At 38.3% G+C, this 24,876-nt stretch carries 22 protein-coding genes; 19 read left to right on the top strand and 3 right to left on the bottom strand.

Features of this window, described 5'->3' with window-relative positions; translation table 11 throughout:
* The first annotated feature begins 86 nt into the window (after positions 1-86).
* Positions 87-335, top strand: coding sequence for a hypothetical protein (locus tag GA0116959_RS10960; protein ID WP_213030766.1), 249 nt, complete (start codon positions 87-89; stop codon positions 333-335).
* A 32-nt stretch (positions 336-367) separates the two neighbouring features.
* Here the strand turns inward: GA0116959_RS10960 and GA0116959_RS10955 are convergent, their stop codons facing one another.
* Positions 368-1,264 (bottom strand): LysR family transcriptional regulator, encoded by an 897-nt coding sequence (locus GA0116959_RS10955; protein ID WP_092720729.1) that lies wholly within the window; start codon positions 1,262-1,264, stop codon positions 368-370.
* Positions 1,265-1,362: 98 nt separating this feature from the next.
* On the opposite strand from GA0116959_RS10955, the gene GA0116959_RS10950 reads away from it, so the two are divergent.
* From GA0116959_RS10950 to GA0116959_RS10925, 6 genes are all read left to right on the top strand, one after another.
* Complete coding sequence (locus GA0116959_RS10950) at positions 1,363-2,568, top strand: MFS transporter (RefSeq protein WP_092720728.1); 1,206 nt, start codon at positions 1,363-1,365, stop codon at positions 2,566-2,568.
* A gap of 295 nt (positions 2,569-2,863) precedes the next feature.
* Positions 2,864-3,256 (top strand): DUF4440 domain-containing protein, encoded by a 393-nt coding sequence (locus GA0116959_RS10945; protein ID WP_092720727.1) that lies wholly within the window; start codon positions 2,864-2,866, stop codon positions 3,254-3,256.
* A 631-nt stretch (positions 3,257-3,887) separates the two neighbouring features.
* On the top strand, positions 3,888-5,240 hold the full coding sequence (locus tag GA0116959_RS10940) for a spinster family MFS transporter (RefSeq protein WP_092720726.1): 1,353 nt from the start codon (positions 3,888-3,890) through the stop codon (positions 5,238-5,240).
* Positions 5,241-5,343: 103 nt separating this feature from the next.
* Positions 5,344-6,333, top strand: a complete 990-nt coding sequence (locus GA0116959_RS10935; RefSeq protein WP_092720725.1) for an AraC family transcriptional regulator — start codon at positions 5,344-5,346, stop codon at positions 6,331-6,333.
* A gap of 102 nt (positions 6,334-6,435) precedes the next feature.
* The gene (locus tag GA0116959_RS10930) at positions 6,436-7,542 is read left to right on the top strand and encodes an NAD/NADP-dependent octopine/nopaline dehydrogenase family protein (RefSeq protein WP_092720724.1); all 1,107 of its coding nucleotides are present in this window, start codon (positions 6,436-6,438) and stop codon (positions 7,540-7,542) included.
* 1 nt (position 7,543) lies between these two features.
* Positions 7,544-8,539, top strand: a complete 996-nt coding sequence (locus GA0116959_RS10925; protein WP_092720723.1) for a 3-hydroxybutyryl-CoA dehydrogenase — start codon at positions 7,544-7,546, stop codon at positions 8,537-8,539.
* A 53-nt stretch (positions 8,540-8,592) separates the two neighbouring features.
* On the opposite strand, the gene GA0116959_RS10920 is transcribed toward GA0116959_RS10925, so the two are convergent.
* Positions 8,593-9,060: a MarR family winged helix-turn-helix transcriptional regulator gene (locus GA0116959_RS10920; protein WP_092720722.1), complete on the bottom strand. Its 468-nt coding sequence runs from the start codon at positions 9,058-9,060 to the stop codon at positions 8,593-8,595.
* 146 nt (positions 9,061-9,206) lie between these two features.
* Here GA0116959_RS10920 and GA0116959_RS10915 point away from each other — a divergent pair, with 146 nt between their 5' ends.
* The 8 genes from GA0116959_RS10915 to GA0116959_RS10880 all read left to right on the top strand — a co-directional run bounded on the left by GA0116959_RS10915 (position 9,207) and on the right by GA0116959_RS10880 (position 16,635).
* A complete protein-coding gene (locus GA0116959_RS10915) occupies positions 9,207-10,319 on the top strand; it encodes an amidase (RefSeq protein WP_092720721.1) in 1,113 nt (370 codons plus the stop codon).
* An 18-nt stretch (positions 10,320-10,337) separates the two neighbouring features.
* Positions 10,338-11,504, top strand: a complete 1,167-nt coding sequence (locus GA0116959_RS10910) for an acyl-CoA dehydrogenase family protein (protein WP_092720720.1) — start codon at positions 10,338-10,340, stop codon at positions 11,502-11,504.
* 30 nt (positions 11,505-11,534) lie between these two features.
* Positions 11,535-12,062, top strand: a complete 528-nt coding sequence (locus GA0116959_RS10905; protein WP_092720719.1) for a nuclear transport factor 2 family protein — start codon at positions 11,535-11,537, stop codon at positions 12,060-12,062.
* A gap of 30 nt (positions 12,063-12,092) precedes the next feature.
* Positions 12,093-13,370 carry an aromatic ring-hydroxylating oxygenase subunit alpha gene (locus GA0116959_RS10900; RefSeq protein ID WP_092720718.1) on the top strand — a complete coding sequence of 426 codons (1,278 nt, stop codon included), beginning with the start codon at positions 12,093-12,095 and terminating at the stop codon, positions 13,368-13,370.
* A 10-nt stretch (positions 13,371-13,380) separates the two neighbouring features.
* The gene (locus GA0116959_RS10895; protein WP_092720717.1) at positions 13,381-13,866 is read left to right on the top strand and encodes an aromatic-ring-hydroxylating dioxygenase subunit beta; all 486 of its coding nucleotides are present in this window, start codon (positions 13,381-13,383) and stop codon (positions 13,864-13,866) included.
* A gap of 9 nt (positions 13,867-13,875) precedes the next feature.
* Entirely contained in the window at positions 13,876-14,613 is a 738-nt protein-coding gene (locus GA0116959_RS10890; protein ID WP_092720716.1) for an SDR family NAD(P)-dependent oxidoreductase, read from the top strand.
* A gap of 35 nt (positions 14,614-14,648) precedes the next feature.
* Positions 14,649-15,602 (top strand): PDR/VanB family oxidoreductase, encoded by a 954-nt coding sequence (locus GA0116959_RS10885; protein WP_092720715.1) that lies wholly within the window; start codon positions 14,649-14,651, stop codon positions 15,600-15,602.
* 76 nt (positions 15,603-15,678) lie between these two features.
* Positions 15,679-16,635, top strand: coding sequence for a p-hydroxyphenylacetate 3-hydroxylase reductase component (locus tag GA0116959_RS10880; protein ID WP_092720714.1), 957 nt, complete (start codon positions 15,679-15,681; stop codon positions 16,633-16,635).
* Between the two features lie 426 nt (positions 16,636-17,061).
* On the opposite strand, the gene GA0116959_RS10875 is transcribed toward GA0116959_RS10880, so the two are convergent.
* Complete coding sequence (locus tag GA0116959_RS10875; protein ID WP_092720767.1) at positions 17,062-19,527, bottom strand: penicillin acylase family protein; 2,466 nt, start codon at positions 19,525-19,527, stop codon at positions 17,062-17,064.
* A gap of 485 nt (positions 19,528-20,012) precedes the next feature.
* On the opposite strand from GA0116959_RS10875, the gene GA0116959_RS10870 reads away from it, so the two are divergent.
* From GA0116959_RS10870 to GA0116959_RS10855, 4 genes are all read left to right on the top strand, one after another.
* Entirely contained in the window at positions 20,013-21,155 is a 1,143-nt protein-coding gene (locus GA0116959_RS10870) for an ABC transporter substrate-binding protein (protein ID WP_092720713.1), read from the top strand.
* A gap of 94 nt (positions 21,156-21,249) precedes the next feature.
* The gene (locus tag GA0116959_RS10865; protein WP_092720712.1) at positions 21,250-22,287 is read left to right on the top strand and encodes a branched-chain amino acid ABC transporter permease; all 1,038 of its coding nucleotides are present in this window, start codon (positions 21,250-21,252) and stop codon (positions 22,285-22,287) included.
* Positions 22,284-24,086 carry a branched-chain amino acid ABC transporter ATP-binding protein/permease gene (locus GA0116959_RS10860; protein WP_092720711.1) on the top strand — a complete coding sequence of 601 codons (1,803 nt, stop codon included), beginning with the start codon at positions 22,284-22,286 and terminating at the stop codon, positions 24,084-24,086. The genes GA0116959_RS10865 and GA0116959_RS10860 overlap by 4 nt, the downstream gene beginning before the upstream one ends.
* The gene (locus GA0116959_RS10855) at positions 24,083-24,856 is read left to right on the top strand and encodes an ABC transporter ATP-binding protein (protein ID WP_092720710.1); all 774 of its coding nucleotides are present in this window, start codon (positions 24,083-24,085) and stop codon (positions 24,854-24,856) included. Before GA0116959_RS10860 ends, GA0116959_RS10855 begins: the two co-directional genes overlap by 4 nt.
* The last annotated feature ends 20 nt before the right edge of the window (positions 24,857-24,876 follow it).

Here is a 24,876-nt window from a genome sequence, read left to right as displayed (position 1 = left end):
AGAGTTTGTATTACGCATGATCTGGACTGATCAATGGCAGATTAAGCGTCTCTGGTATCCAATCAAAACCTACTTGAATTATCCCAATGCATATTAATGATGAGGAAAATCCAGATTATTTCCTGACAAGCCGGTTGCGTATTTCAATTGTTGATACTTCCGAGATTATTGAGCTGTCACCAATTTTACGGCGTTTAATTCCTTCCAATGTCGTGGTCAAGGATTATTCAAAGGCTTTAGATGTTGAGTTGGAGAATAGCTCAATAGGTGCAGCGGAATATGGCAAGGTTTATCAGTATCAGCTGATTGACTTCAGTGATTTGGGAGAGATTTAAAGGCAATAACTAGTTAAATGACATTAAATTGATTAATATTTTTCTCTAATTAAGTCATTAAGAATACGGGAAAAATTAATTGCAGGCTGGCAAGCAAGGTCAGCTTTAAATGCAATTCCAAGTCCAATAGTTGATGTTTGATTTTTCAAATATTTGTATTTTATACCTTCAATTCTTAGTTGTTTAGTTGATTCTGGAACCAAGGAAATTCCTAAATTTGCTGCAACAAGGGATAAAATTGAAATTATTTGAGGAGCTTGCTGACCTATTTGAGGAGTAAAGCCGTGTTGCTTACATGTATCAACAATTGCGGAGTATAATCCGGCACTTATATTAGGTGGCGATACAATAAATTTCTCATTTTTAAGCACATTTAAATCAATATTTTCTTGTTCGATAACTGGATAATCAATAGGTAAGGCGACAATTAATTTTTCATTAATAAGGTTCTTAACAATTATGCTTTTAGAAAAAATATCTGGTGGTCTTATAACAGCTATATCAAGTTCATTATTTAATAGGTCTTCAATTAAAATCAAAGAGTTTGCCTCTTTAAGAATTAAATTAACATCTGGATAGGTGCCCTGATAGTGCTTAATGGCTGTGGGAATAAGTGGATTTAAAATAGATGTACCAGTAAACCCAAGACGTAATTCTCCAATCTCGCCATTCGCTGTATTTCTTGTTAATCTCACTGCATTTTTAAGTATTTTTTGTATAGGTAATACCGTTTCGAGGAATGTTTTTCCTGCAGGGGTAAGTGTAGCGCCCTGAGAGTAACGATGAAATAACTCAACACCTAATTCCTCTTCCAGTTTTTTTATCTGCATACTCAATGGAGGCTGACTAATTCCTAAACGTAAGGCAGCCTTTGAAAAATTCTGTTCTTCTGCAACAGCTATAAAATATTGAATATGCCGGATGTCCATATGTTTTATATATACCACTATTGATTAATATATATTATACATATACCAGAGCCGTGATTAAACTTTGGAATTCATCCAATTAAGTTTTAAGTAAAACTATGAAAGAACATAGTGCCTTAGTCACACCATTTGGAATGAGTGAATTCAAAAAAGCAGGGTTAGCACTTTTTCTTTTAGGTTTTTCGAGTTTCTCATTAATATATTGCGTGCAACCACTGTTACCCGAATTTACTTCAAGTTTTCATATAACTGCAAGTAGTAGTGCACTTGCCTTATCAATGACAACAGGCTTTCTCGCATTTTCCATAATGTTGTCAGGCGCATTCTCGCAAGTGCTTGGTAGAAAGGGACTAATGTTTTATTCAATGTCTTTAGCAGGTATTTTGAATATTATCTGTGCGATCTCACCGAACTGGCAAATTCTAATTTTTTTAAGAAGTATTGAAGGTTTTGTTTTAGGAGGGGTTCCTGCAGTGGCAATGGCTTGGATTGCCGAAGAGATACATCCTAAAGACTTAAGTAGAATGATGGGTCTATATATTGCTGGTACTGCATTTGGCGGTATGATGGGCCGTGTGGGAATGGGATTGTTGACAGAAATTTTCTCTTGGCAAGTCTCAATGGCGGTGCTCGGTTTTATATGTTTATTTTGCGCGCTAGGGTTTATTAAGTTATTGCCTGATGCAAGGAATGTTACTCAGCGTAAAATTATGAATGTATCTTTCCATTTAAATGCTTGGCTTGGGCATCTAAAAAATATTCATTTAGTTAGGCTTTATAGTATTGGTTTTTTGATGACAAGTGTATTTGTGACATTATTTAATTATGTGACATTTCGCTTTTCAACAGAACCGTATAGTCTAAGCCAAACTCAGATTAGTTTAATATTTTTGTCTTATAGTTTTGGGATGGTTTCATCTTCTATTGCAGGAACCATGGCTGATCGGGTTGGTCGTAAACCAGTTTTATCATTAGGTTTTATTTTAATGCTTATAGGCGTTTTTTTAACTCTAAGTGCTTCACTTTTTTACATTATTTTAGGCATAGTAATTGTAACTACGGGCTTTTTTATTTCACATTCTATTGCAAGTGGCAATGTTGGAAAGCTAGCGCATGAAAACAAAGGTCATGCGGCCTCATTATATTTGCTTTTCTATTATCTAGGCTCGAGCATTATTGGTTCAATGAGTGGGATAGTCTGGCAAGAGCAAGGATGGGATGGAATAGTTATTCTAAACGTATTTATGATTGTTTTAGCATTGGTTATTATTGCTTTTACCCAAAGGGTAACGATGTCAGAATAGATGTGAAGTTGGAATTTTTAATAATGATGCACTTATTTGTTTATGGCACATTAGGGCCTAATAAACCTAATTCTCATACATAGACACCAACATATTAAACAGCCTGCTCAGAAAATCTCTAGGTGGGTATTCTAAAAGCGGACATTTTTACTTTAGAGAAAACAGACATTTCTATTTGGGGCTTACAGGACTGTTTCGTATAAGCGCCATTATGTTAAATTATAATAAATATATTGAATTTTACATGTAATTTTGATTTATTATACTGACTGTCATTAAATATAAGGAAATAGATATGGTCCTTTCTTCAGAGAAAGCAATTGAAAGCATCCATACCATGCATGTACTGATTGAAAAAATTTTCAGCGGTATAAATAGTAATCAAGACTTACCTTTATTGATTGAACATTTTTCTGAAAATTTTGAAATGGTTGGTGCGGCTGGCAAAAAATTTAATTTTGAAGAAGTGAAGCAGTTGTTCACGAACAATCAAGGAAAAATGCCAGATATCAAGATTGAAATTTATGATGAAGAAATTATTTCGCAGAATGAACAGACTATTGTTTTGACGTATACAGAGAAACATACAAAAGAAAATGGTGTATTAATCCGCCGTTCTTGTGCATTAATTGAAGAAGTTCAAGGAAAAATGCTTTGGCGTTTTCTACAAGAAACATTTGTAGGATAAAAGTACTTATCTCCTACATCAAAAACGAAAGGCTTATTTTAGTTTTTAAAGTATATAAGCCTAAGTTTTAACTAGTTGAAATAAAATACCCAATATACTCAAAGCGATTAGAAACAGCCTTCTTTCTTTTTCCACTATTGGTACTTTTAGTGCAAATAATATGTTTAATGTGCGCAAAATATAAAATGTTAGTCAATCTAATTTTGAAATAGAAATATAATCCATGGTTACTTAATTTTTGCTCTAGCTGGGCTATGGGTTAAGTCCTGCGATTGTATTAGGTATGCCTATTGATGTGTATTCAAGTAACTAATTTATATGCTTAATTTAATATTATTTTTCTAATTAATTTGTATTCATTTCTTCTACCAAATAGGAACATAGTCATTTGAAGGTATAACTTAATACTCAAAAAGACATGGAATATTACACATAAAACAAAATATAATTGAACTGAGGATATGAAAGTTTTGGATGGTTCTAACCAAAAAATAAGCTTGAATAGAAGTAATTTTTTGGAAAGAAATAAAAAATTTCTGATGATATTGATTAAGAAATATTTTTTCTATTCAAGCTAAAGGAAAATATGGGCTTATGAGGAATATAAGCCGTAGTACAAGGAATAAGTTACATGAATAGTTCTATCAAGAATCAAGCTACCGCTGTCAGTAAAAAATCGAATGCATATGCATGGTATGTTGTGCTTCTCTGTATGTTGGCTTATATATTTTCATTTATTGACCGTCAAATTCTGGCATTGATGATTGAGCCAATTAAAGCAGATTTAAATTTATCAGATACACAGTTCAGTTTATTGCATGGATTAGCATTTTCATTGTTCTATGCTTTTATGGGTTTACCTCTAGCCTATTTAGCAGATCGATTTTCACGTCCTAAAATTATTGCCGTGGGAATCGTATTTTGGAGTATTGCGACAGCACTCTGTGGTTTAAGTAAGAGCTTTTTTCAACTGTTCTTTAGTCGAATGGGCGTGGGCGTGGGAGAAGCTGCCTTATCACCAGCCGCATATTCAATGTTTAGTGATATGTTCACTAAGGATAAACTTGGTCGTGCCGTTGCGGTGTATTCAAGTGGGTCATTTGTCGGTGGTGGTATTGCCTTTTTGGTCGGTGGTTATGTCATTGGCTTACTGAAAAATATGAGCTTGATTGAAGTACCGTTATTAGGTGCGATTAAAGCATGGCAAATGGCATTTATTCTAGTCGGTCTACCTGGTGTTTTTATTGGCTTGTTGTTTATTTTGACAGTGCGTGATCCACAACGTAAAGGTCAGCGTCTAGATGCGCAAGGCCGAGTCGAAAAGACCAGCATGAAAAAAGCGTTTAAATTTATTAAAAAACATAGCACCACCTTCGGATGTCATTACTTTGGTTTTACTTTCTATGCGATGGCACTGTACTGCCTCATCAGCTGGACCCCTGCATTTTATATGCGCAAATATGGTTTAACTCCAACTGAAGCAGGTTATATGCTAGGTACAGTCATGCTGGTAGCGAATACACTAGGCGTATTTTGTGCAGGTTGGTTAAATGACTGGTTTATTCAAAAAGGCAGAAAAGATGCACCCATGATTACGGGTGTTATAGGGATTGTCGGTTTAATTCTCCCAATGATTGCATTCACTCAAGTATCTGAACTTTGGCTGTCTGTAACACTACTGGTTCCAGCCATGTTCTTTGCATCATTTCCAATGCCTATTTCAACCACAGCAATGCAAATGCTTGCACCAAACCAGATACGTGCGCAGATTTCGGCGGTCTTTTTGCTAATCAGTAATTTAGTTGCTGTCGGAATTGGTACTACATTGGTGGCATTAGTAACTGATAAAATTTTTGGAAATCCACTGATGGTGGGCACATCATTAACTATTGTGGGTACTTTCTCATGCATTTTAGCATTTATATTGTTGAAAAAAGGATGTAAAGCCTTTAGCGCCAGTATGCAACAAGAACATCCAATTTAAGTTCAAGCACTTAAACATTAAAGATACAAGTAAAAGCTCATTAGATTTAATGAGCTTTTGTTTTTGTGCAAATTTAGAAGAATAGACGTAATGGAGTTCAGCAATGAATCAGCGTTTAAATTTGAGTCATTTGCATTATTTGGATGAATTTCTGTTATTTAATTCAAATGATTATCAAACCATTAAAGATAAAATTAGTCATTATTTGTGCCCACATCAGTTTGATGTAGAGATCGCTTCAAGTTTGAATACGCGTTTAAATGGATTTAGCTTTGGCAATTCGGCTTTATATGATTTGAAATATAGCGCGGCTGTCGCGATCACCATTGATGAAACATCTTCGCATTATTTGTTCCGAATTAATCTTGAAGGGCAATGTCAAATTGAACATGCAAAACACCAGATTTTACAGTCACACGGCATCATGACAGTAACGCACCCGCATACGCAAAATAGGATTATTACTAATCAACGCTGTCGCAATATTATTTTGAAATTGGCTCAGCAGGATGTGGAAACTCAGCTCTATAAAATGTTGGGCTATACCCCCTCAGAATCTGTAATATTTGATACTGGTGACTCATGCACAGCAGAAGGATTGAACTCGATTATTGAAACACTCAATTATCTTTGTCATGCTTATTATAATATTCAAAACTGGAGTTTTATTTCAGCCAGCTTTAACCAGTATTTAATTGAATTAATTTTGCTGAAAGTTCCCAATAATTATAGTCAAAAACTGAATGAACGCAGACAAGACATCTTACCTAGTCATATGCGAAAAGCGCAGCAATATATTCAGCAACATCTGCAATCGAAGGTTTCTCTTGCTGAACTTAGTAATTTTTGCGGAGTGTCTAGTCGTACTTTGCAAAAAAGCTTTAACCAGCATTATCAACAAACGCCAATTGAATATATTCGAGATCAGCGTATGCATGCAGTGCATCAAGCTTTATTGAATAGCCAAACTAGTGATACAGTCACGGATATTCTTTTGCAGAATGGTATTCAAAGTTTAGGGCATTTTTCAAGTTTATATAAAAAGCGCTATGGTTGTCTGCCATCACAAACCTTAAAAATGAAAGTCATATAAATACTAGAAAATATTCGTATATCGAACAGTTTATTCGCATATGGAGAAGTGAGCTTCTTTTTAATCTTCTAAAGTTAACTGAGTTAATCAGGAGGATTCAAAATGAAAATTACAGTACTTGGCGGCGGTCATGGATGTTATGCCGCAGCTGCTGAAATGGCAGAAATAGGTCATGATGTGGTGTTATGGCGCAGAGATAGCGACGCACTCAAAGCATTAGCAGAAACAGGTGAACTTTTCATTTTGGATTATCAAGGTGAGCGTTCAGTAACTGTTGGTTTTGACAATTGCCAGATTAACTTAAAAGACTCTTTAGAGCAGGCAATTGTAGACGCTGAACTAATCATCATCCCTTTACCAGCAACTACGCATTTAAACTTAGCGAAACAGGCAGCACCGTATTTTAAAGATGGTCAAGTGGTTTATTTACCGCCTGGTACGTTTGGTAGCTTTGTCTTTGCTCAAGCCATGAAAAATTCGGGAAATCATGCTCAGACAGCATTTGCTGAAACAGGAACCTTACCTTATTTGGTACGCAAACACGGTATCAATCGGATTGTGGTGAGTGGTTATGCAACTCGCTTGCCTACAGGTGTTTTTCCTAGCCATTTATCTGAAGCTGCATTTAAGATTTTAAAGCAAGCCTATCCAAGTGTTGAGCCGATAGAAGACGGTTTGAGCGGGGCATTAATGAATGCAGGGCCTATTATCCATCCTCCGCTCATTATGATGAATGCGGGTCCGCTAGAACACTTCGAGGCATGGGATATTCATAATGAAGGCACACAGCCATCCATTCGCCGTGTTACGTCTCAATTGGATGCAGAACGGATGCAATTACGAGAAGCCTTAGGTTATGCTGCTCCACATTTTCCACTTGCAGATCATTATAATAAAGCAGATGAAGGCGATGAGTGGATGTATGGTCGAGGTGCTCATGGAAAGCTCACCGACAGCGGTGACTGGCGCGAAGACATTGATTTGCAGTCGCATCGCTATATGCTTGAAGACACTCGTTTAGGATTATCGTTAATTGTTTCTGTAGGCCGTTGGGCAGGTGTAAAAACCCCTGTAGCTGAAGGCTTGCTGAATATTGCCTCTGCTATTACAGGCAAAGATTTATATGCTGAAGGTCTTACATTTGAAAGTTTAGGCTTGGCGAATAAATCGAAACAAGAATTACAAGTAATCTTAAAACAAGGAGTTTAAGATGTCCAAAATTCAACATGTAGCCGTGGTCGGTGCAGGGCGAATGGGAAAAGCGATTGCGATTGCTTTTGCCTATGCCGGACTACAGGTAAAACTGATTGATGCCAAAGTTCGTTCAGCTCAAGAGTTTGTACAATACCAACAGCAAGTAGAGCAGGATGTTGCGCAAGAACTAATGCTCTTAAGCCAAATTAAGTTTATACAAACCACGCAAATATCAGTGATTCAAGCCAACATACAAATACTCGAAAAATCTGCTTCCATTCAATATTTAAAACAATGTGATTTAGTTTTGGAAGGTGTACCTGAGCAACATCAGGCGAAACAAGAAATCTTTGCTTGGCTAGATTCTTATATTTCATCGAATTGTATTGTGGCCTCAACCACATCGACCTTTTTAGTGACCGATATCGCCAAAATGATTTCTCATCCTGAACGTGTTGTTAATGCCCATTGGTTAAATCCTGCTTATTTAATTCCATTGGTTGAATTAAGCCGATCAGACCAAACTTCAGATCAAGTAGTGCAAGTACTGAAATCTTTTTTGACCACAATTGGCAAGGTGGCGGTGGTATGCAATGCCAAAGCAGGTTATATCGTTCCCAGAATTCAAGCTTTAGCTATGAATGAAGCCGCTCGCATGGTCGAAGAGGGTGTTGCTTCAGCAGAAGATATTGATATCGCGATTCGAACGGGTTTCGGCCTGCGGTTTTCTGTCTTAGGATTACTTGAGTTTATTGATTGGGGTGGTGGCGATATTTTATATTATGCATCACAGTATTTAGAGCGCGAATTGGGTGCAAGATATAGTACACCAAAGATTGTTAGAGAAAATATGCGCAATGGCCGAAATGGCTTAAGGGAGCAACAAGGCTTTTATCAATACAAAGACCTAGATATTCCCGCTTATAAACGGCAAGTGTTACAAACTTTTTTAAATAGAATTGAAACATCAGGTTTAAAGCCTGAATTTAATATAGCTAATCAGACTCAATAGATAAGTCGTAAAAAGCCCATCGTGGGCTTTTTTTTATGACTTATATTTAATTTTTAGCTAGATGGCATGAGTTCAAATATTTTTTTCATTTGTGTATTAAGTTGAATTAATTCTTCATCATCAAAAGCATTCAAGATTCCTGAAAGTGTGACTTGGCTAATTTGATTAATCTGTACCACCAATTTCTTTCCCTTTTCGGTTAACTTGACCATAGAGATGCGTTCGTCGGATTCAGAAGAAAAAACCTCAACAATATCATCTTCGACTAAGCGGTAAATGGCTTTGGTTGCGGTAGTCAGTTTAAGTGTCGATAAATTTGCAATTTCAGTAATACTGGCTTGACCTAGTGCATTGGTACTTAAAATAATTTTACGTCGTGTATTGTCTATCCCTAGTTTTTTTATAGATTTCTCAATCAACTGCGTATATTTCCCATTCACTTGGGAGATCCAGAAAAAAGGATAATTTTGTATACTGCTCGGTTCATTGTTCGGCAGAAAATTTTCTAAATGAGTAAGCATGGCAAAGTGATAACTTTGTGAAAATGGATAATGCCATTATACAAAAATAAAAAATATTTTCTTTGTTCTCTTTAATGAAAAATACTTGACAATTACATTACTTTTTCAGATATTAGTCTTATATATAAAAATACATGGAAAAGTGCATGAATATTGTGGCAAAGGATGTCCATTTAGGGTCAGGAAAATTCATCGTTATGGTGAAAGACTCTATTGATATTCAAGGTTTTCAAACCATTGCAGGAAGTAAGGCGCTAGAAAATGTTCCTATAGCTAAGAAAAATGCAGTTGTGGTTGATCGTATTTTGGCTGCAAATTGCCAAATTACCGCTAAAACGAATTTGCATGAATTGGCATTTGGCATTACTGGCATTAATAGTGCTTTTGGTACAGCAATTAATCCGAAATATTCATCACTCATTCCGGGTGGATCATCTAGCGGTTCGGCTGCCGCTGTGGCAGCAAAATTAGCTGATTTCACTTTAGGCACAGATACAGGTGGTTCAATTCGTATGCCAGCAGCTTGCTGTGGGGTGTTTGGATTGAAGCCAACTTTTGGTCGTGTGAGCCGTGAAGGTGTCCATCCTGAAAATAGCTCATTAGACAGCGTTGGCCCATTTGCTAATTCAGTCAATATGATTGAAACCGCTATGCAGATTATTGATCCGAGTTTTTATCCTGCGAAATCCTTAGAGCAAGCGCCTAAGCTTGCAATGCTTAATGTGCAGGCAAGCGATGAAGTGAATACATGCATTGCTGAATATCTTGAAAAAGCTGGACTGGCTTTAACACAGGTAGATCTTGCATCGTTTGATGATGCCTTTCACGCCGGTATGCAAATGATCAATTTCGAAAATTGGCAGGCTTATGGTGCTTTAACTGAAACTGGGCTTTTAGGCTCTGATGTCAATGCACGTTTATTGAAGGCTTCTGAAACCACACAGCAACAGGTTGTAGAAGCAGAACTGGTAAAAAAACGCTTTACTCAAGAAGTTGATGATTTATTGAATCAATACGATGCATTGCTGTTGCCGACATTGCCACAAATTCCACCATCGGTTGTTGGTGCAGAAAATACAGCCGCTTTTTTAAATCTAACTGGGCTGGTTCGTCCATTTAATTTGTCTGGGCATCCAGCTATTTCAGTACCGTTAGAGACCAAGAAAGGCTTACCAGTTGGATTGCAAATCGTTGCTAAAAAAAATGCAGATGAACAGCTTTGTGCGATTGCTGAATTTATCGTGAAAGCAGCGCAATAAGTTACAAGGAGTTAACGAATGAATGATTTATCTACAAGGGATTTTGTAATGGATAATACCACAGTAGATTTAACGGATTTATGTCAGGAAATCCGTGAACGCGCATGTACGGGCGAGTTTGATAATCAAGCCTATGTCAGTCAGGACATCATTGAAAAATTAAAAAAATTAGGTGTATATCGAGCATTTGTTCCTAAGCGCTTTGGTGGTTCAGAAGTTTCGCCGCGTGAATTTTGTGAACTGATTGAAAAATTATCTATGGCAGATGGCTCTGTAGGATGGGTTGCGAGTTTTGGGATGAGTCCAGCTTATTTAGGCAGCTTACCAGAAGAAACCCTCAAAGAGCTTTACAAAGATTCTCCAGATATTGTTTTTGCAGGCGGTATTTTTCCACCTCAACCAGCAGAAATGAGCGATGACGGTGTAGTGGTTAAAGGACGTTGGAAATTTTCCAGTGGATGTATGGGTGCGGATATTGTCGGTGTGGGAATTGCACCACAGAAGGACAATGAAGCACAAGGCTTGCCACGTATGGCCGTAATGCCAGCAAAAAAAGCCAAAATTGAAATGACTTGGGATACCAGTGGTTTAAAAGGAACCGGAAGTCATGATTTAGTGGTTGATAATGTTGTGGTCGCGAAAGAGTGGACATTTGTTCGTGGAGAGCCGTCTAAGCTTCCAGAGCCATTTTTTAAATATCCGTCTTTGTCACTTGCAACTCAGGTCTTAACAGTCGTGGGTATTGGTGTAGCTGCTGCTGCTTTAGAAGAGTTTAAGAACCTCGCTCCGGGCAAGGCGTCTATTACTGGTGGTTCAGAAATTGCAAACCGTCCTGTAACTCAATATGAATTTGCAAAAGCAGAAGCTGAGTTTAAAGCCGCGCGTACATGGTTTTATGAAACCATGGATACCGTTTGGAATGAAGTGGTTGCAGGTCGAACGCCAACAGCAGAACAAGTCAGTGATATGCGTTTGTCCTGTACCCATGCTGCTCGTGTTGCTGCTCGTGTTGCCCGCAAAATGCAAATGCTCGCAGGGATGACCGCCATTTATACCAACAATGTATTTAGCCGTTTTGTGAATGATGCCAATGTGGTGACCCAACATGCCTTTATGGGGGATGCAACTTTGCAGAATGCAGGTTTGATCAGCTTTGGCTTAAAACCAGCACCAGGCTATTTATAAGCAACTTGACTTCATGCATGAGGATTCAGAATGAATGACAAAATGAATTTGACCGCAATTTTACAGCGTTTAACGCAGTTGGAAGCACACGTTGCAATTCGAAATTGTATTAATCGCTATATGGAAATTTGCGACACTTTAGATGCCGGTACTGACTTAAATGAATTGATGGATTTGTTTGACGAAGACAGTATTTGGGAAGGCATTGGCGAAAAGTATGCACAGTCTTTTGGTCGTTTAAGCTCACGTCAGGTAATTCATGACATGTTTAAAGGCTACACCCAAAAAGAATCGCATTTCGTGATGAATGCACATTTTGTCAGTTCAGAACAGATTTATGTTGAGGATACACAGGCAAAAGCAACGTGGTTGATGTTGCAAACCTCAACATTTAGAGATGGTCGTAGTCATTTAAATACAGCCAAACTCAGCGTGATATTTAAGCAACAACAGGACGGACACTGGAAAATTAAGCATTTTCAAACAGAAAACATTTTTAGCCGTCCAGTGTCTCATTGGAACAGTACAGCGGAATTGCCAGTACCGTCTCAGAAATAATTCAAGGATAAATTTAAAAGGATAATTGACATGAATAGTATCATTCCAATGCAAAATATTGATATTGACTACAATGAGTTAGTGCAATCTGACCGTGCACATACTTCTCTGTATAAAGATGAAAAAATCTTTGATGATGAGATGGAAAAGATTTATCACAACTCTTGGGTATGGGTCGCACACGCGAGTGAAATTCCTGAAGGTGGTAGTTATAAAACTATAAACATTGGTAAGCAGCCTGTGGTTGTAGTACGTGATCGTAAAAAGAAAGTGCATGTCTTACTTAATCGTTGCCGTCACCGCGCTGCAACGGTATGTGAACATAAAAAAGGAAAAACCAACAGTTTTGTATGCCCGTACCACGGTTGGAGCTACGCTTTGGATGGTAGCCTACGTGGTGTACCGTCTCCTGAAAGCTATGGGGAATGCTTAGAAAAATCTGAATTTCCTTTAATTAGTCTGCGTGTTGAAGAATATAACGGCATGATTTTCGCCTCTTTTAACCATGATGTTGAACCGCTAGAAGACTTTTTAGGTGCTGCAAAAAAATGGATTGACCTGTTCATGAAACAGGGTGCGGGCTATCCAGTGAAAGTTTTGGGTGAGCACCGTTTTACTTTCCCAGGCAACTGGAAAATTCAGTTAGAAAATACCACTGATGCCTATCATTTCCCATTAGTACATAAATCATTCTTAAGTTCTGTAGATGAAAAAACCGAAGAATTATTTAATTTTGATAATCAACCTGGTTTTGTCGAAGACTTGGGCAATGGCCATAGTGTAATGGTAATGATTCCTGAATTGGTCGATCTTGAAGAAGAATTGATGGAACGTCCAATTCAAGAACGTTTTGAAGATTTGGCTCAGGCTTTGCGTGATGAAGGCCATGAAGAATTGGAAGTACGTCGTATCGTCCGTGCTGTAGGCGGTTCTGGCTTTAACTTGAATTTATTCCCGAACATTGCGTGTTCAATGGCGTTCTTCCGTGTGATGCAACCAATTTCTGTAGATAAAACAGAAATTCATCATTCCGTCATTACCATGGACGGTGGTCCACAAATTGCCAATCAGTATCGTTTACGCTTGCATGAACATTTCCAAGGCCCATTTGGTTTTGGTACACCCGATGATGCAGAAGCTTGGGAGCGTGTACAAAAAGGTGCAGATGCAGGTAAAGATTTATGGATCATGCTGAATCGTGGTTTACCGGGCGAAGTGAAAACTGAAGATGGCTTAAAAAGTGATGTCAGTGCTGAAACGGGTATGCGTGCTGCTTATCAGCAGTGGAAAAAGTTGATGACGGCTTAAGGAGAGAGCAATGAAAATCGATTTAAATTTATTGAATGAAGTGACTGCTTTTATTTGGGCTGAAGCTGACATGCTTGACCATTACGAACATGAATCTTGGTTAAAGTTATGGAATAAAACAGGTGTTTATATTATTCCGATTGATCCTGCTTTAACGGATTATGAAAACAATTTGAACTATGCATATGACGATCATCATATGCGTCAATTGCGTGTGAACCGTCTAGACAATGGAGAGGCTATTTCGGCTTCTCCAAAAGCAAATACGGTACGTAGTGTGTCACGTGTTCGTATTGTCAAAGATGATGAAGGTGAAATTGTTTTACGTTGCGCTCAAAACTTGCGTGAGTTCCGTAAAGAAAATCTGAAGCATTATACCGCAGATGTCACCTTTCACTTGATTCGCGATGCTGAACAAGGTTTTAAAATTAATCGAAAAATTATTAATTTAGTCAATTCTACCGATACCTTGGCGGGTATCAGTTACATCCTTTAGGAGAAGAACATGAAACAGGTTGTTTTAGTGACTGGTGCAGCATCGGGTTTGGGTAATGTGATTGCAGAATACTTTGCTAGCCAAGGTCATCAAGTGATTTTATCGGCAAGCACATTGGAAAAAGCTGAAAATGCAAAAGGGCGTAGTGCCTATGCAAGCAATATGTTTCCTTTGAAGTTGGATATTTCTGTTGAAGCAGATTTTCATCATGCTGTGCAATGGATCGAAGAGAAATTTTCAAAACTTGATGTGCTGATTAATAATGCAACCGTCACCAAAGCAACGCCTGTTTTAGAGATTACTGCGGCTGATTTTGACTGGATTACTCAAGTGAATCAGCGCGGTACATTTCAGTCTTGTCAAATTATTGGCAAATATATGGCAGAAAAAGGTGCTGGTCGTATTGTCAATATGGCGTCTCTGGCAGGACAAAACGGCGGAACAGCAACAGGCGCACATTATGCAGCGACTAAAGGTGCAATTGTAACCCTCACCAAAATTTTTGCTAAAGAATTTGCTGCAAAAGGCGTCACTGTCAATGCGGTCGCACCAGGGCCAATGGAATCGCCAATTGTGCATAGCGTGGTATCGGATGAAAAAATGGCACAGTTTATTCAGAATATTCCTGTCAAAGCTTTGGGCAGTATGGAATTTATTGCTGAAACATGTGCGTTATTGGCCAGTCCAAATGCTGGTTTTGTAACGGGTGCAACGTGGGATATCAACGGCGGATTATTTATGCGTTAAGCCTTCGGCTTGATGCATAAAAAGGGAGATGAATTATGACTGCACTTTATAATGTTGTTGTCAAAAATCGCCATGTAGAAGGCGAAAATATTGCAGTCATGGAATTTGAATCTGCAACATCTACAGCCTTACCTAAAATTGAAGCAGGTGCACATATTGATGTGCATTTACCGAATGGTATGGTGCGTCAGTATTCGCTGTGTCAAAACCCAAATAAAACAGGTATTTTTCGTTTAGGAATTTTGCGTGACCCTGAATCTAGAGGTGGTTCTGTATCTGCCTTTGATGATTTAAAAGACGGTATGCACATTCAGGTCAGTGAGCCTAAAAATTTATTTTCTTTGGTTAAAGCTAAGCATTCGGTATTAATTGGTGGCGGTATTGGCATTACCCCACTCATTACGATGGCTTATCAACTGGCACTTCAAGGTGAGTCTTTTGAACTACATTATTGTGGTGCAAGTCCAGAACGTTGTGCTTTTGTAGATGAAATTAAAAAGGGTGAATTAGCGCAATTCACCACCTTTCATTTTAAATCGGAAGGTGCAAGCCATCGTGAGTTTTTCCAATCTGCGATACAAAATATTGATCTAGAAAGCCATATTTATACCTGTGGTCCAAATGGATTTATGGATTGGGTGATTAATCTCGCACTCACACAAGAATTTCCTGAACAGCAAATTCACAAAGAATATTTTCAGGTAGACGTAGAAACGGGTGGCGATGCTTTTGAAGTTGTTGCGCAGCAAAGCGGCAAAATTATTATGGTTAATGCCGAAGAAACCATTTTACAAGCTTTGGCACGCGAAGGCATTGAAATAGAAATGTCATGTGAGCAAGGGGTTTGCGGAACATGCATGTGCGATGTGATTGAAGGTGAGCCCGATCATCGCGATGTATATTTTACCGATGAAGAGAAAGCCAGCAATGAGCAAATACTGGTGTGTTGTTCTCGTGCTAAATCGGCACGCCTTGTTTTAGATATTTAAATAAACACGAGTTACATTGAAATTGCAAAGTATTGAGTCCGCACAGGAATAGGACTTTAAAATTCAGGAGAGAAACATGAACGCATTACATACGATGGATACCGTAAAAATTGATCCAATCAAATTTAGACGCGCATTAGGCAATTTTGCTACAGGCGTCACTATTATGACTGCACAGAATGCACAAGGAGAAAAGGTTGGTGTTACTGCCAATAGCTTTAATTCAGTTTCTTTAGATCCTGCTTTAATTTTATGGAGTATTGATAAAAACTCTTCAAGTTTTCATGTGTTTGAGCAAGCAACCCATTTTGCGGTTAATATTTTGTCGGGTTCGCAAATTGAACTTTCGAATAAGTTTTCACGTCGGAATATTGATAAATATGAAGGCACCAGTTATCAGGAAGGAACAGGGTTGGCGCCTGTTTTAGACCATTGCTCGGCTGTCTTTGAATGTGAGCGCCATCAAATTATTGAAGGCGGAGATCACTGGATTATTATTGGTAAAGTCGTTAATTTTTATGATGAAGGCCGCAGCCCACTAGTTTACCATCAAGGAGCTTATTCAGGAGTAACTCCGCATCCTTTGTTACAGGTTAAGGAACCAATAGAAGCTGAAAATGTAGGTGATATGTATCAAGGACATTTACACGGTAATGTCTGTTATTTAATGAGTCGCGCCTTTAAATTCTATCAAAATGATTATATACCTAAGCAATTGGTCACGGGATTTCGTACCAGTGAAGCGAGACTTTTATTGGTTTTAGGTAGTGGTACAGCATCAAGCAAAGCAGAATTGCCACGTGATATTGCTATGCCTATGCGTGAAGTGGAACAATCTGCTGCAATTTTGGCGAAAGATGGCCTACTGATTGAAAGTGACGGTTTTTATAAGTTGACAGAAAAAGGAAAGAAAACTGCACACTATTTATTTGATATTGCCGACAGTCATCAAAACGAAGTACTAGAAAAATATTCTGAAAGTGAGAAGAATAGTTTCATTAAAATTTTAAAGGATATTGCGGGTATTAATTAAGTTAAACCGCGAGGCAACTATTGTTGAACAGCAAGAGTTGCCTATTTTTTTCACTCCAATTATGACCCATAATAATAGCACCCAATAAAGTCCGTTTTTTATAGATGAAAAATGATCTATTTCTAACATCTCATTAAATCTAATCCTGATCTTTAAGTGCTTTTTAATAGAATAATCTTTCATCAGGCTTAGTCATTAAGTAAATGAGCTCTGTTGTGAAATTGCTCATCCACTTAAAGCCAAGTCTGAAATAAAAATTTCTAAAAATGTGTCATTTTTTATAGATTCTTAAAAACTCTAAAAAACAAATATAAATTAATGTATGAGAATAAATATATTATTTGGATGGGCAATAAAAAACGTGGTCTGTCATATTGTTCTATGACAGACCCCACTTTATAATGAAAGATTACAAGATCCTAAAAATTAATAATCCAATGTCATACTTTGTGTACTGTTTTGATCAATTTTCTTTTGATCGACCGCATCTTCTTTACATTCAAAGTTTTCAAACAATGAGAGTTGATCGGCAAAATGAGCATCTGGGTTGCCATTTTTATCAATAAAACCACTTTGACCTGGCGCTAGAATTGAACACATGGTGACCTGACTTGGATTCAATACCACTCTAAAAGAAGCACTCCCAGTATTACCATAAGTACTTAATTTTTGTTGATGGGTTAGATCTGCCCATGGAATACCGACTGAATTTTTGGCAGAGAAGCCCATGGTTGCAACAGGAAGTTTCCAATTATTCGGATTGGTAGAGTTGTATTGTTTGGACAGGATTGCTAAACCATTTTCAAGAGCAACTAAAACCACATCATCAGGAGATTGTCCCTTTAAGAAGTCAATCTGTTGAGGAACACCCGATTGTTTTCCTTGCAATGCATTCCAGATTAATTTTGATGCACTGGCTGGCTGGGCGCTCCGTGGATCTAAGTTGATAGGATAAAGGGTATCAGTATAACGATTGTAAATACTTTCCGATAAATTGGGTTTTAAGACCAATTCAATCATTTGATTCAGCCATGCACGCATAATGGCAGGGGATGCGCCTTCATAGTATTTGGCTTCATGATCTGGACGGAGCTTATAATCCCAAGACGCCAGTAGAGGTGCTATTTTTTTTACAGCTTCAGAAGCTTTCGGGTTTTGTGCTGCTTTGATCATAGCGGGAATGAAATAGCGTGCGTTTAGATCAGCCCAGGCACCAGTTTTATTAATGTCCCAAATTTCTTGCTGGCTCAGCTTTTGTTTACTTTCAAGTGGTTCAAGTAGCTCATTGACACGATCTACATGAGAAAAATTAGATGAGTCTGAACGTAAACCTGCATAAGCTTTATTGTTCCAACTGGCGATGTAGCCCTTTTCTGGATTGTACTCTTTTGGATTATGCGAAAAGTCGTAAAAACCTTGCCACTCCATTGAGCCATCACCTTGGGCAGGAAACTGCGGATGTTGACTTTCTGGACGGATAGGTAAACGACCTAGTGCTGCAACCCCAATATTATCATCTGTATCGGCATAGAACCACGTGATGGATGCCGCAACACGATTGGCTTGTTTGAGAAATTCATCCCAATTGGTTGCTTTCGCTGCATTGGCCCAGCCTAATAACGTTTCAACCTCAACACCTTCCCAGCTGCGTCTTTGCGCATAGGCCATTTGATTTTTCTCATCCCATGCATTAACAAAGCCTTGTTTGCTTTTATAAACATCTAAAATGTGATCTGCTTGTTTACGCACTTTAATTTTAACTTGCTGATGTTTAAAGGGAATATATGTACCTTGGTAGAAATATTCCTTAGGATTACTCGGATTGAGTTTTAACTGATAAAAATCATTGGTATCTAATGAGCCGACCGTTGAACCCCATGCAATCTTGCCATTGGTACCAAATAAAATAGCAGGCAGGCCGACAGGCGTAATACCCGTTAAATTGTAGCCAGCACCATGTAAGCCAATACTGTAGGTAATGGCAGGGGTGTACCATCCTTGCTGCGGGCCATTATATAAAACAGCTTGTCCTTCAACGGTTTTATCACTCTTTAGAACCCAAGCATTACTTGCTGTTGGTACGCCATCAATAACACCTTTGCCCAAAGCAATACGGGCTTGAGTTAAATAGTTATCTGCCGCTTGTTTTGAAATAGGTCGAACCTTTTTGAAAACTTGCTTTTGCTGTGTTGAAAACTGAGGCTTTTGTTCTGACTGGATAATGGTCGGAGCACTTGGATCGTCTAGCCAACGCAATTGTTGATAAACTTTTAAACCTTCATCTTGGCCCTTTTCTTTTTGTAGTTGAGTCAGTAGGTCTAAATTAGAAATTTCTGAACTTGCTGCGAAAAAGCGATTTAAAATTAAGCCAACCCAAATCATAGCAATATCCTCGGACTGCCACGTGGATGGCTTGAAATCATAGTCTATGAATTCTTTTGGCATCAGTTCAGGGTTTTCTGTAATTTCTTTGATTCTTTTATTGAAACCAGCGGCGTAGCCGTCAAAAATTGCGCGGTCTTCAGGTGATAATTGTGCAAGTTGTTGTTTAATGTTTTCAGGGTTAAAACGACTGTGTGTTGCAATATCATATTGCAGATAGTCTGGTCCTAGGACTTCAGCTACCGTACCTTGACCAGTTCGCTTCGACATTTCCATTTGGAATAAACGATCTGTTGCTACAGCATATCCATAACCGTAAAAAAGTCCGAATGTATTGTCTGCATAAACATGCGGTGTGCCAAAATTATCACGTTTAATGGTCACTTGTTTTTGAACAGGGATAGGATCTAAAGTTGAGGAGGAATTGCAACCTGCAAGAAACATGCAGCTTAAACCTAAAACGCTGTATCGAATCAATGCATTTTTATAATGAGGCTGATTATTCAGCAGATGACTTTTCAATTTATATATCCTTACTTTCATTATGATTTAGAAGTGAACTCATTCACTACGACCACATATTTAATGTGGCTACATTCACTGATGAACATACCTTGTTCATTACTTTAAATTATTAATATATATCCATGTAATTTTCCATTACAAGGAAGGTATATCGTTATACTTTCTTGAATATAAATGAACTAAAAATACAGTTTCTGTCATAAATATAACTAAAAAAAATATTTTTATATTAAATTAAGTTTTTGTATTTAAATAAAATTTTAAAATTATTAGATAGAAATTCTCATCTACTTTTAAATCTTTGTTAAAGCAGGTATTTTAGCTTTTCTATTTTTGAATGAAATCTACTCTAAAAATTAATTTTCAAAATAAATAATATTTTTTAAAATTAACAAGAAAATTACATGTATTTATGTTATAAAAAATAAAGTCGTGAGACTCATCAATAAATGATAAATGGAGTTTGTCATATGGAAATCAATAAAATATTGCTTATTTCTGCTCTATCAGCAGGTTCAGTCACCAGTCATGCAGATGTACGCATTGGTGTTGTTAGCTCATCGACAGGCCCAGTGGCAATGGTCGGAATTCCGCAAAAAAATACAGTTGCGTTACTTCCTAAAACCATTGGTGGTGAAAAAGTCACTTATATTTCTTTAGATGACGCCAGCGACCCAACAGCAAGCGTAAAAGCAATTAATAAACTGATTAGTGAAAGCAATGTAGATGCCATTATTGGGCCTTCTGGTTCACCAAATGCCAGTGCTGTGATTGGTATTATTGCTAAAGCTCAGGTTCCTTTACTGGCACCCGTTGGAACATCAACGGTTGTTTTACCCATGAATGCACAAAAAAAATGGGTATTTAAAACCACACAAAATGATGATTTGATTGCACAAGCCTTAGTTGAAGACATGGTTAAGAGCAAGATTAAAACCTTAGGTTTTATTGGTACAGCAGATCCTTATGGTGAAAACTGGAGTAAAGTGGTTGCGAGTTTAGCCGCCAGTAAAGGTATTAAAATTACGCAGAAAGAGTCCTTTCAGCGCCAAGATACCTCATTGACTGGACAAGCACTGAAACTAATTGCGGGTAAGCCACAAGCCATTTTGATTGCAGCCCCAGGAAGTGCCGCAGTAACACCACAAGTGGCTTTATATGATCGTGGTTACCGTGGACAAATTTATCAAACGCATGGTGCAGCTTTAGATCAGTTTTTAAAGTTAGGTGGCAAAAAAGTGGATAACACAATTTTGGCTGCCAGTCTAATGCTTGTGATTAATGAAATTGACAATAAGCATCCTTCCAAAGCCGTTGCTTTGAAATACATGAACAATTACAAAAAAACCTATGGTGAATATCCAGCGACATTTGGTGCCAATGTTTATGATGCCGGACTACTTTTAGAAAAAGCAATTCCAGTAGCATTGAAGCAGGCCAAACCAGGAACTGCACAATTCCGCCAAGCCTTACGTACTGCATTAGAACAAACCAAAGAGCTAGCGGGTACACAAGGTGTTTATAACATGACACCAATGGATCATAGCGGTTTTGACAAGCGTGGGCGGGTCATGGTCACTGTGAAAAATAGTCAATGGAAATTGATGAAGTAATAAAATTTTTTATTTATTAATCTGCTATTAGATTCAGGGTGCAATGGCACTTCGGGAGCTATTGTCTCTGAAAAATAGCGAGGATCAGGCGGTCATGGATTTAGACATTGCATTAATTCTTGGGCAAGATGGGATTACCAGTGGGGCAATCTATGCATTGCTCGCCTTATGTATTTTATTGGTTTTTACTGTCACCCGAATTTTACTCATTCCCTTAGGTGAATTTAGTGTTTTTGGCGCACTGACACTTGCCGCTATCCAAGCTGGAACACCCAGCCATATTGTATGGCTATTGGTCGTATTTTTTGCTGTTCAGCTACTTATTGATATTTATACGAGTTTAAAAAATAAAACGCCATTTCATTTAAAAAGCCATAGTTTCTGGGCGGTTTATATTGCTCTCGTTGTTAGTGCAATGTATTTACTACCCTTGGCAAGCCTGCCAATGCTAATTCAAGTTTTACTGGCTTTGGCTGTAATTACACCACTTGGTCCGCAAATTTATCGTTTATTTTTTCAGCCTTTGGTGGCAGCCAAATCATTAGTGCTACTCATCGTCTCTATTGCAGTGCATGTTGCCTTGGTCGGTATTGGTTTGCTCATTTTTGGTCCAGATGGCGCACAAACCAAACCATTTAGTGATGCGGTATACCAAATGGGAAGTTTAGCTGTTAATAGCCAAACCCTTTATATTCTTGTCGCTTTTTTCAGCATGATTATTGTGCTGTGGTATTTCTTTGGCAAGACCCTTTATGGCAAAGCTTTAAGAGCGACTGCTGTGAATCGGGTCGGTGCACAGCTGATGGGGATTTCTCCAATTTTTGCAGGAAAAATCACCTTTGCAATGGCCGCTTTTATGGGGGCATTCGCGGGTATTTTAATTGCACCGATTACCACGTTGTACTATGACTCCGGTTTTATTATTAGCCTCAAAGGCTTTGTTGGCGCAATTATTGGCGGTTTGGTCAGCTTTCCTGTGGCAGCGGTAGGTTCAGTTGCTGTGGGCATTATTGAAGCATTTTCTATGTTTTGGGCCAGTGATTATAAAGAAATTATTGTCTTTACCCTCATTTTTCCATTTTTGCTTTGGAAATCTTTAACATCTCGTCACATTGAGGAGGACCATGAATGAAGTCTAAATATTTATTTATGGGCTTTGCATTGCTCATGGCCCTTAGCCCGTTCATTTTACCTGCTTATCAAGTCACGCTCCTCAACTATATCGGGCTAAATGCTTTAGTGGTTCTAGGTTTAGTATTATTAACTGGTGTTGGCGGTATGACTAGCTTTGGTCAAGCTGCTTTGGTTGGAATAGGTGCATATTCAACGGCCTACTTAACAGTGACAGAACAGTTACCCCAGTTCTTGATGTGGACAGGTGGAAGCCCATGGGCAGGGCTACTTTTAGGCATTGTTTTAACGGTTGTTTCCGCATTTCTTGTGGGTGGCCTAACCTTAAAATTGTCTGGACATTATTTGCCTTTAGGCACGATTGCTTGGGGTATATCGCTCTATTATTTTTTCTCAACCATTGAAAGTTTAGGCGGACATTCAGGAATTTCAAATATTCCAAGTATTTCTATTGCAGGATATGCCTTAGACAATAGCAATAAAATGTTTTATCTCATTTGGCTGATTTTGTTTATAGCCATTATTTTGACCAAAAATCTTTTAAATTCCAGAGAAGGTCGTGCGATACGTGCACTAAAAGGTGGACAAGTCATGGCGGAATCTATGGGGGTAAATACCTTTAGATCTAAAATGATCGTTTTTGTTATCTCTTCAGTTTTTGCATCTATCTCAGGTTGGTTATATGCACATAATCAATCATTTATTAATCCCACACCATTTGGTTTACAAATGGGGATTGATTATTTGTTTATGGCCTTATTGGGTGGCGTAGGAAGTATTTGGGGTGCAATATTTGGTGCGGGTATTTTTACCATGCTACGCCAATGGTTACAAGATTTGATGCCGGTTATTTTTGGTAACGATGGGCAGTATGAAACCATTGTCTTCGGTTTAATGATTGTTCTTTTGATGCAAAAAGCGCCATCTGGTTTATGGCCAATGCTAGTTAAGCTCATACCACAGCGTTTTAGAGCCAATGATTTGCATACTCAACTGACTGAACCGACTCAGCCGCTTCCTACCTTAGATTTACCTGAAAAAGGAACTTTAATCTTAGAAGCAAAAAATGTGACAAAGAAATTCGGTGGTTTAGTTGCCAATAACAACATGAATTTGAAAATTCATGCAGGAGAAATTTTGGCTCTGATTGGTCCAAATGGTGCAGGCAAGAGCACCATGTTTAATCAGCTGTCCGGGGTCGATGTACCGACTAGTGGTGAAGTTATTTTTCTAGGTGAAAAAATTAACGGCATGTTATCACGTGAAATCGCTGAAAAAGGACTGAGTCGAACTTTTCAACACGTCAAAATTTTACCAGAAATGACGGTGCTAGAAAATGTTGTGATTGGCGCTCATTTACGCGGTAAAAAAGGCGTTTGGTCATCACTGTTTAGGTTAGACCGTGAAGAAGAAAACAATTTATTAAATGAAGCAAAGTTTCAATTAGAGCGCGTCGGTTTAGGTGAGTATCTTTATACCGAAGCTGGAAATCTGGCACTTGGACAGCAGCGCATATTAGAAATTGCACGTGCTTTATGTGCCCATCCAAGTCTATTACTTCTAGATGAACCTGCTGCAGGTCTACGTTTGAAAGAAAAGCAGGCTTTGGCTGAGTTATTAATGAAATTGAAAACAGAAGGCATGGCGACTTTATTGGTGGAGCATGATATGGATTTTGTGATGAATTTAGTCGATCACGTTGTTGTGATGGAGTTTGGCGAAAAAATTGCAGAAGGCTTGCCAGAGGACGTGCAAAAGAATGAGGCCGTTTTAGAAGCCTATTTAGGAGGTGCAGCATGAGTGTAATCGCAGAAAATACGCAAGGCAAGTGCCTCTTAGAAGTGAGCAATTTAAGCGTTGCTTATGGCAAAGTTGATGCACTGATGAACTTCAATATGCGGGTAAACGAGGGACAAATTGTATCTGTTGTTGGCCCAAATGGTGCAGGAAAAACCACCTTACTTTCTGCAATTATGGGTGTACTTGCTTCAAAAGGCGATGTGGAATTTGATGGTAGTGTTGAACAATGTCCGCCTATAGAAAGAATGGTGGTGCGAGGACTGGGTTTAGTTCCAGAAAAAAGAGAATTATTCAGTAGCATGAGTATTGAAGATAATCTCATGCTGGGCGGATTTCAGCGTTATCGACATGGCGACCGCAGTTTAAAAGATACGCTAGATGAAGTTTATAGTATTTTCCCGCGTTTAAAGGAACGTCGCATTCAAGAAGCAGGCACGTTATCTGGGGGCGAGCGACAAATGCTGGCTGTTGGGCGTGCGCTCATGGCCAAACCGAAATTGCTGATGCTCGATGAACCAAGTCTGGGCTTAGCACCCTTAATTACCCGAGAGATTTTTAAAATTATTGATCAGCTACGCGGTCAAGGGGTGTCCATTTTATTGGTAGAGCAAAATGCACGTGCAGCCTTAAAGTTAGCAGATTACGCCTATGTGTTAGAAATGGGTGAATTGTCTATGCAAGGCACAGGTCAAGATTTAGTGGAAGACCCTCGAATTATTGAAAGTTATTTAGGGATTAACAGTAAACATCAGGACATTCTTTCTATTTAATTTTCCTTTTAAGCTGGAGC

This window comes from Acinetobacter albensis, assembly GCF_900095025.1.
GTDB classification, from domain to species: domain Bacteria; phylum Pseudomonadota; class Gammaproteobacteria; order Pseudomonadales; family Moraxellaceae; genus Acinetobacter; species Acinetobacter albensis.
Note: the sequence above shows the minus strand (reverse complement) of the source record. Positions and strands in the feature narration are given on the sequence as shown.

Excerpts from the sequence above, each read along its gene's own strand:
- GA0116959_RS10885 (WP_092720715.1), top strand. The coding sequence starts at position 14,649 with ATGACTGCACTTTATAATGTTGTTGTCAAAAATCGCCATGTAGAAGGC.
- GA0116959_RS10895 (WP_092720717.1), top strand. The coding sequence starts at position 13,381 with ATGAAAATCGATTTAAATTTATTGAATGAAGTGACTGCTTTTATTTGG.
- GA0116959_RS10930 (WP_092720724.1), top strand. The coding sequence starts at position 6,436 with ATGAAAATTACAGTACTTGGCGGCGGTCATGGATGTTATGCCGCAGCT.
- GA0116959_RS10950 (WP_092720728.1), top strand. The coding sequence starts at position 1,363 with ATGAAAGAACATAGTGCCTTAGTCACACCATTTGGAATGAGTGAATTC.
- GA0116959_RS10960 (WP_213030766.1), top strand. The coding sequence starts at position 87 with ATGCATATTAATGATGAGGAAAATCCAGATTATTTCCTGACAAGCCGG.
- GA0116959_RS10910 (WP_092720720.1), top strand. The coding sequence starts at position 10,338 with ATGAATGATTTATCTACAAGGGATTTTGTAATGGATAATACCACAGTA.
- GA0116959_RS10880 (WP_092720714.1), top strand. The coding sequence starts at position 15,679 with ATGAACGCATTACATACGATGGATACCGTAAAAATTGATCCAATCAAA.
- GA0116959_RS10925 (WP_092720723.1), top strand. The coding sequence starts at position 7,544 with ATGTCCAAAATTCAACATGTAGCCGTGGTCGGTGCAGGGCGAATGGGA.
- GA0116959_RS10890 (WP_092720716.1), top strand. The coding sequence starts at position 13,876 with ATGAAACAGGTTGTTTTAGTGACTGGTGCAGCATCGGGTTTGGGTAAT.
- GA0116959_RS10945 (WP_092720727.1), top strand. The coding sequence starts at position 2,864 with ATGGTCCTTTCTTCAGAGAAAGCAATTGAAAGCATCCATACCATGCAT.
- GA0116959_RS10935 (WP_092720725.1), top strand. The coding sequence starts at position 5,344 with ATGAATCAGCGTTTAAATTTGAGTCATTTGCATTATTTGGATGAATTT.
- GA0116959_RS10860 (WP_092720711.1), top strand. The coding sequence starts at position 22,284 with ATGAAGTCTAAATATTTATTTATGGGCTTTGCATTGCTCATGGCCCTT.
- GA0116959_RS10955 (WP_092720729.1), bottom strand. The coding sequence starts at position 1,264 with ATGGACATCCGGCATATTCAATATTTTATAGCTGTTGCAGAAGAACAG.
- GA0116959_RS10900 (WP_092720718.1), top strand. The coding sequence starts at position 12,093 with ATGAATAGTATCATTCCAATGCAAAATATTGATATTGACTACAATGAG.
- GA0116959_RS10940 (WP_092720726.1), top strand. The coding sequence starts at position 3,888 with ATGAATAGTTCTATCAAGAATCAAGCTACCGCTGTCAGTAAAAAATCG.
- GA0116959_RS10920 (WP_092720722.1), bottom strand. The coding sequence starts at position 9,060 with ATGCTTACTCATTTAGAAAATTTTCTGCCGAACAATGAACCGAGCAGT.
- GA0116959_RS10855 (WP_092720710.1), top strand. The coding sequence starts at position 24,083 with ATGAGTGTAATCGCAGAAAATACGCAAGGCAAGTGCCTCTTAGAAGTG.
- GA0116959_RS10905 (WP_092720719.1), top strand. The coding sequence starts at position 11,535 with ATGAATGACAAAATGAATTTGACCGCAATTTTACAGCGTTTAACGCAG.
- GA0116959_RS10865 (WP_092720712.1), top strand. The coding sequence starts at position 21,250 with ATGGATTTAGACATTGCATTAATTCTTGGGCAAGATGGGATTACCAGT.
- GA0116959_RS10870 (WP_092720713.1), top strand. The coding sequence starts at position 20,013 with ATGGAAATCAATAAAATATTGCTTATTTCTGCTCTATCAGCAGGTTCA.
- GA0116959_RS10915 (WP_092720721.1), top strand. The coding sequence starts at position 9,207 with ATGAATATTGTGGCAAAGGATGTCCATTTAGGGTCAGGAAAATTCATC.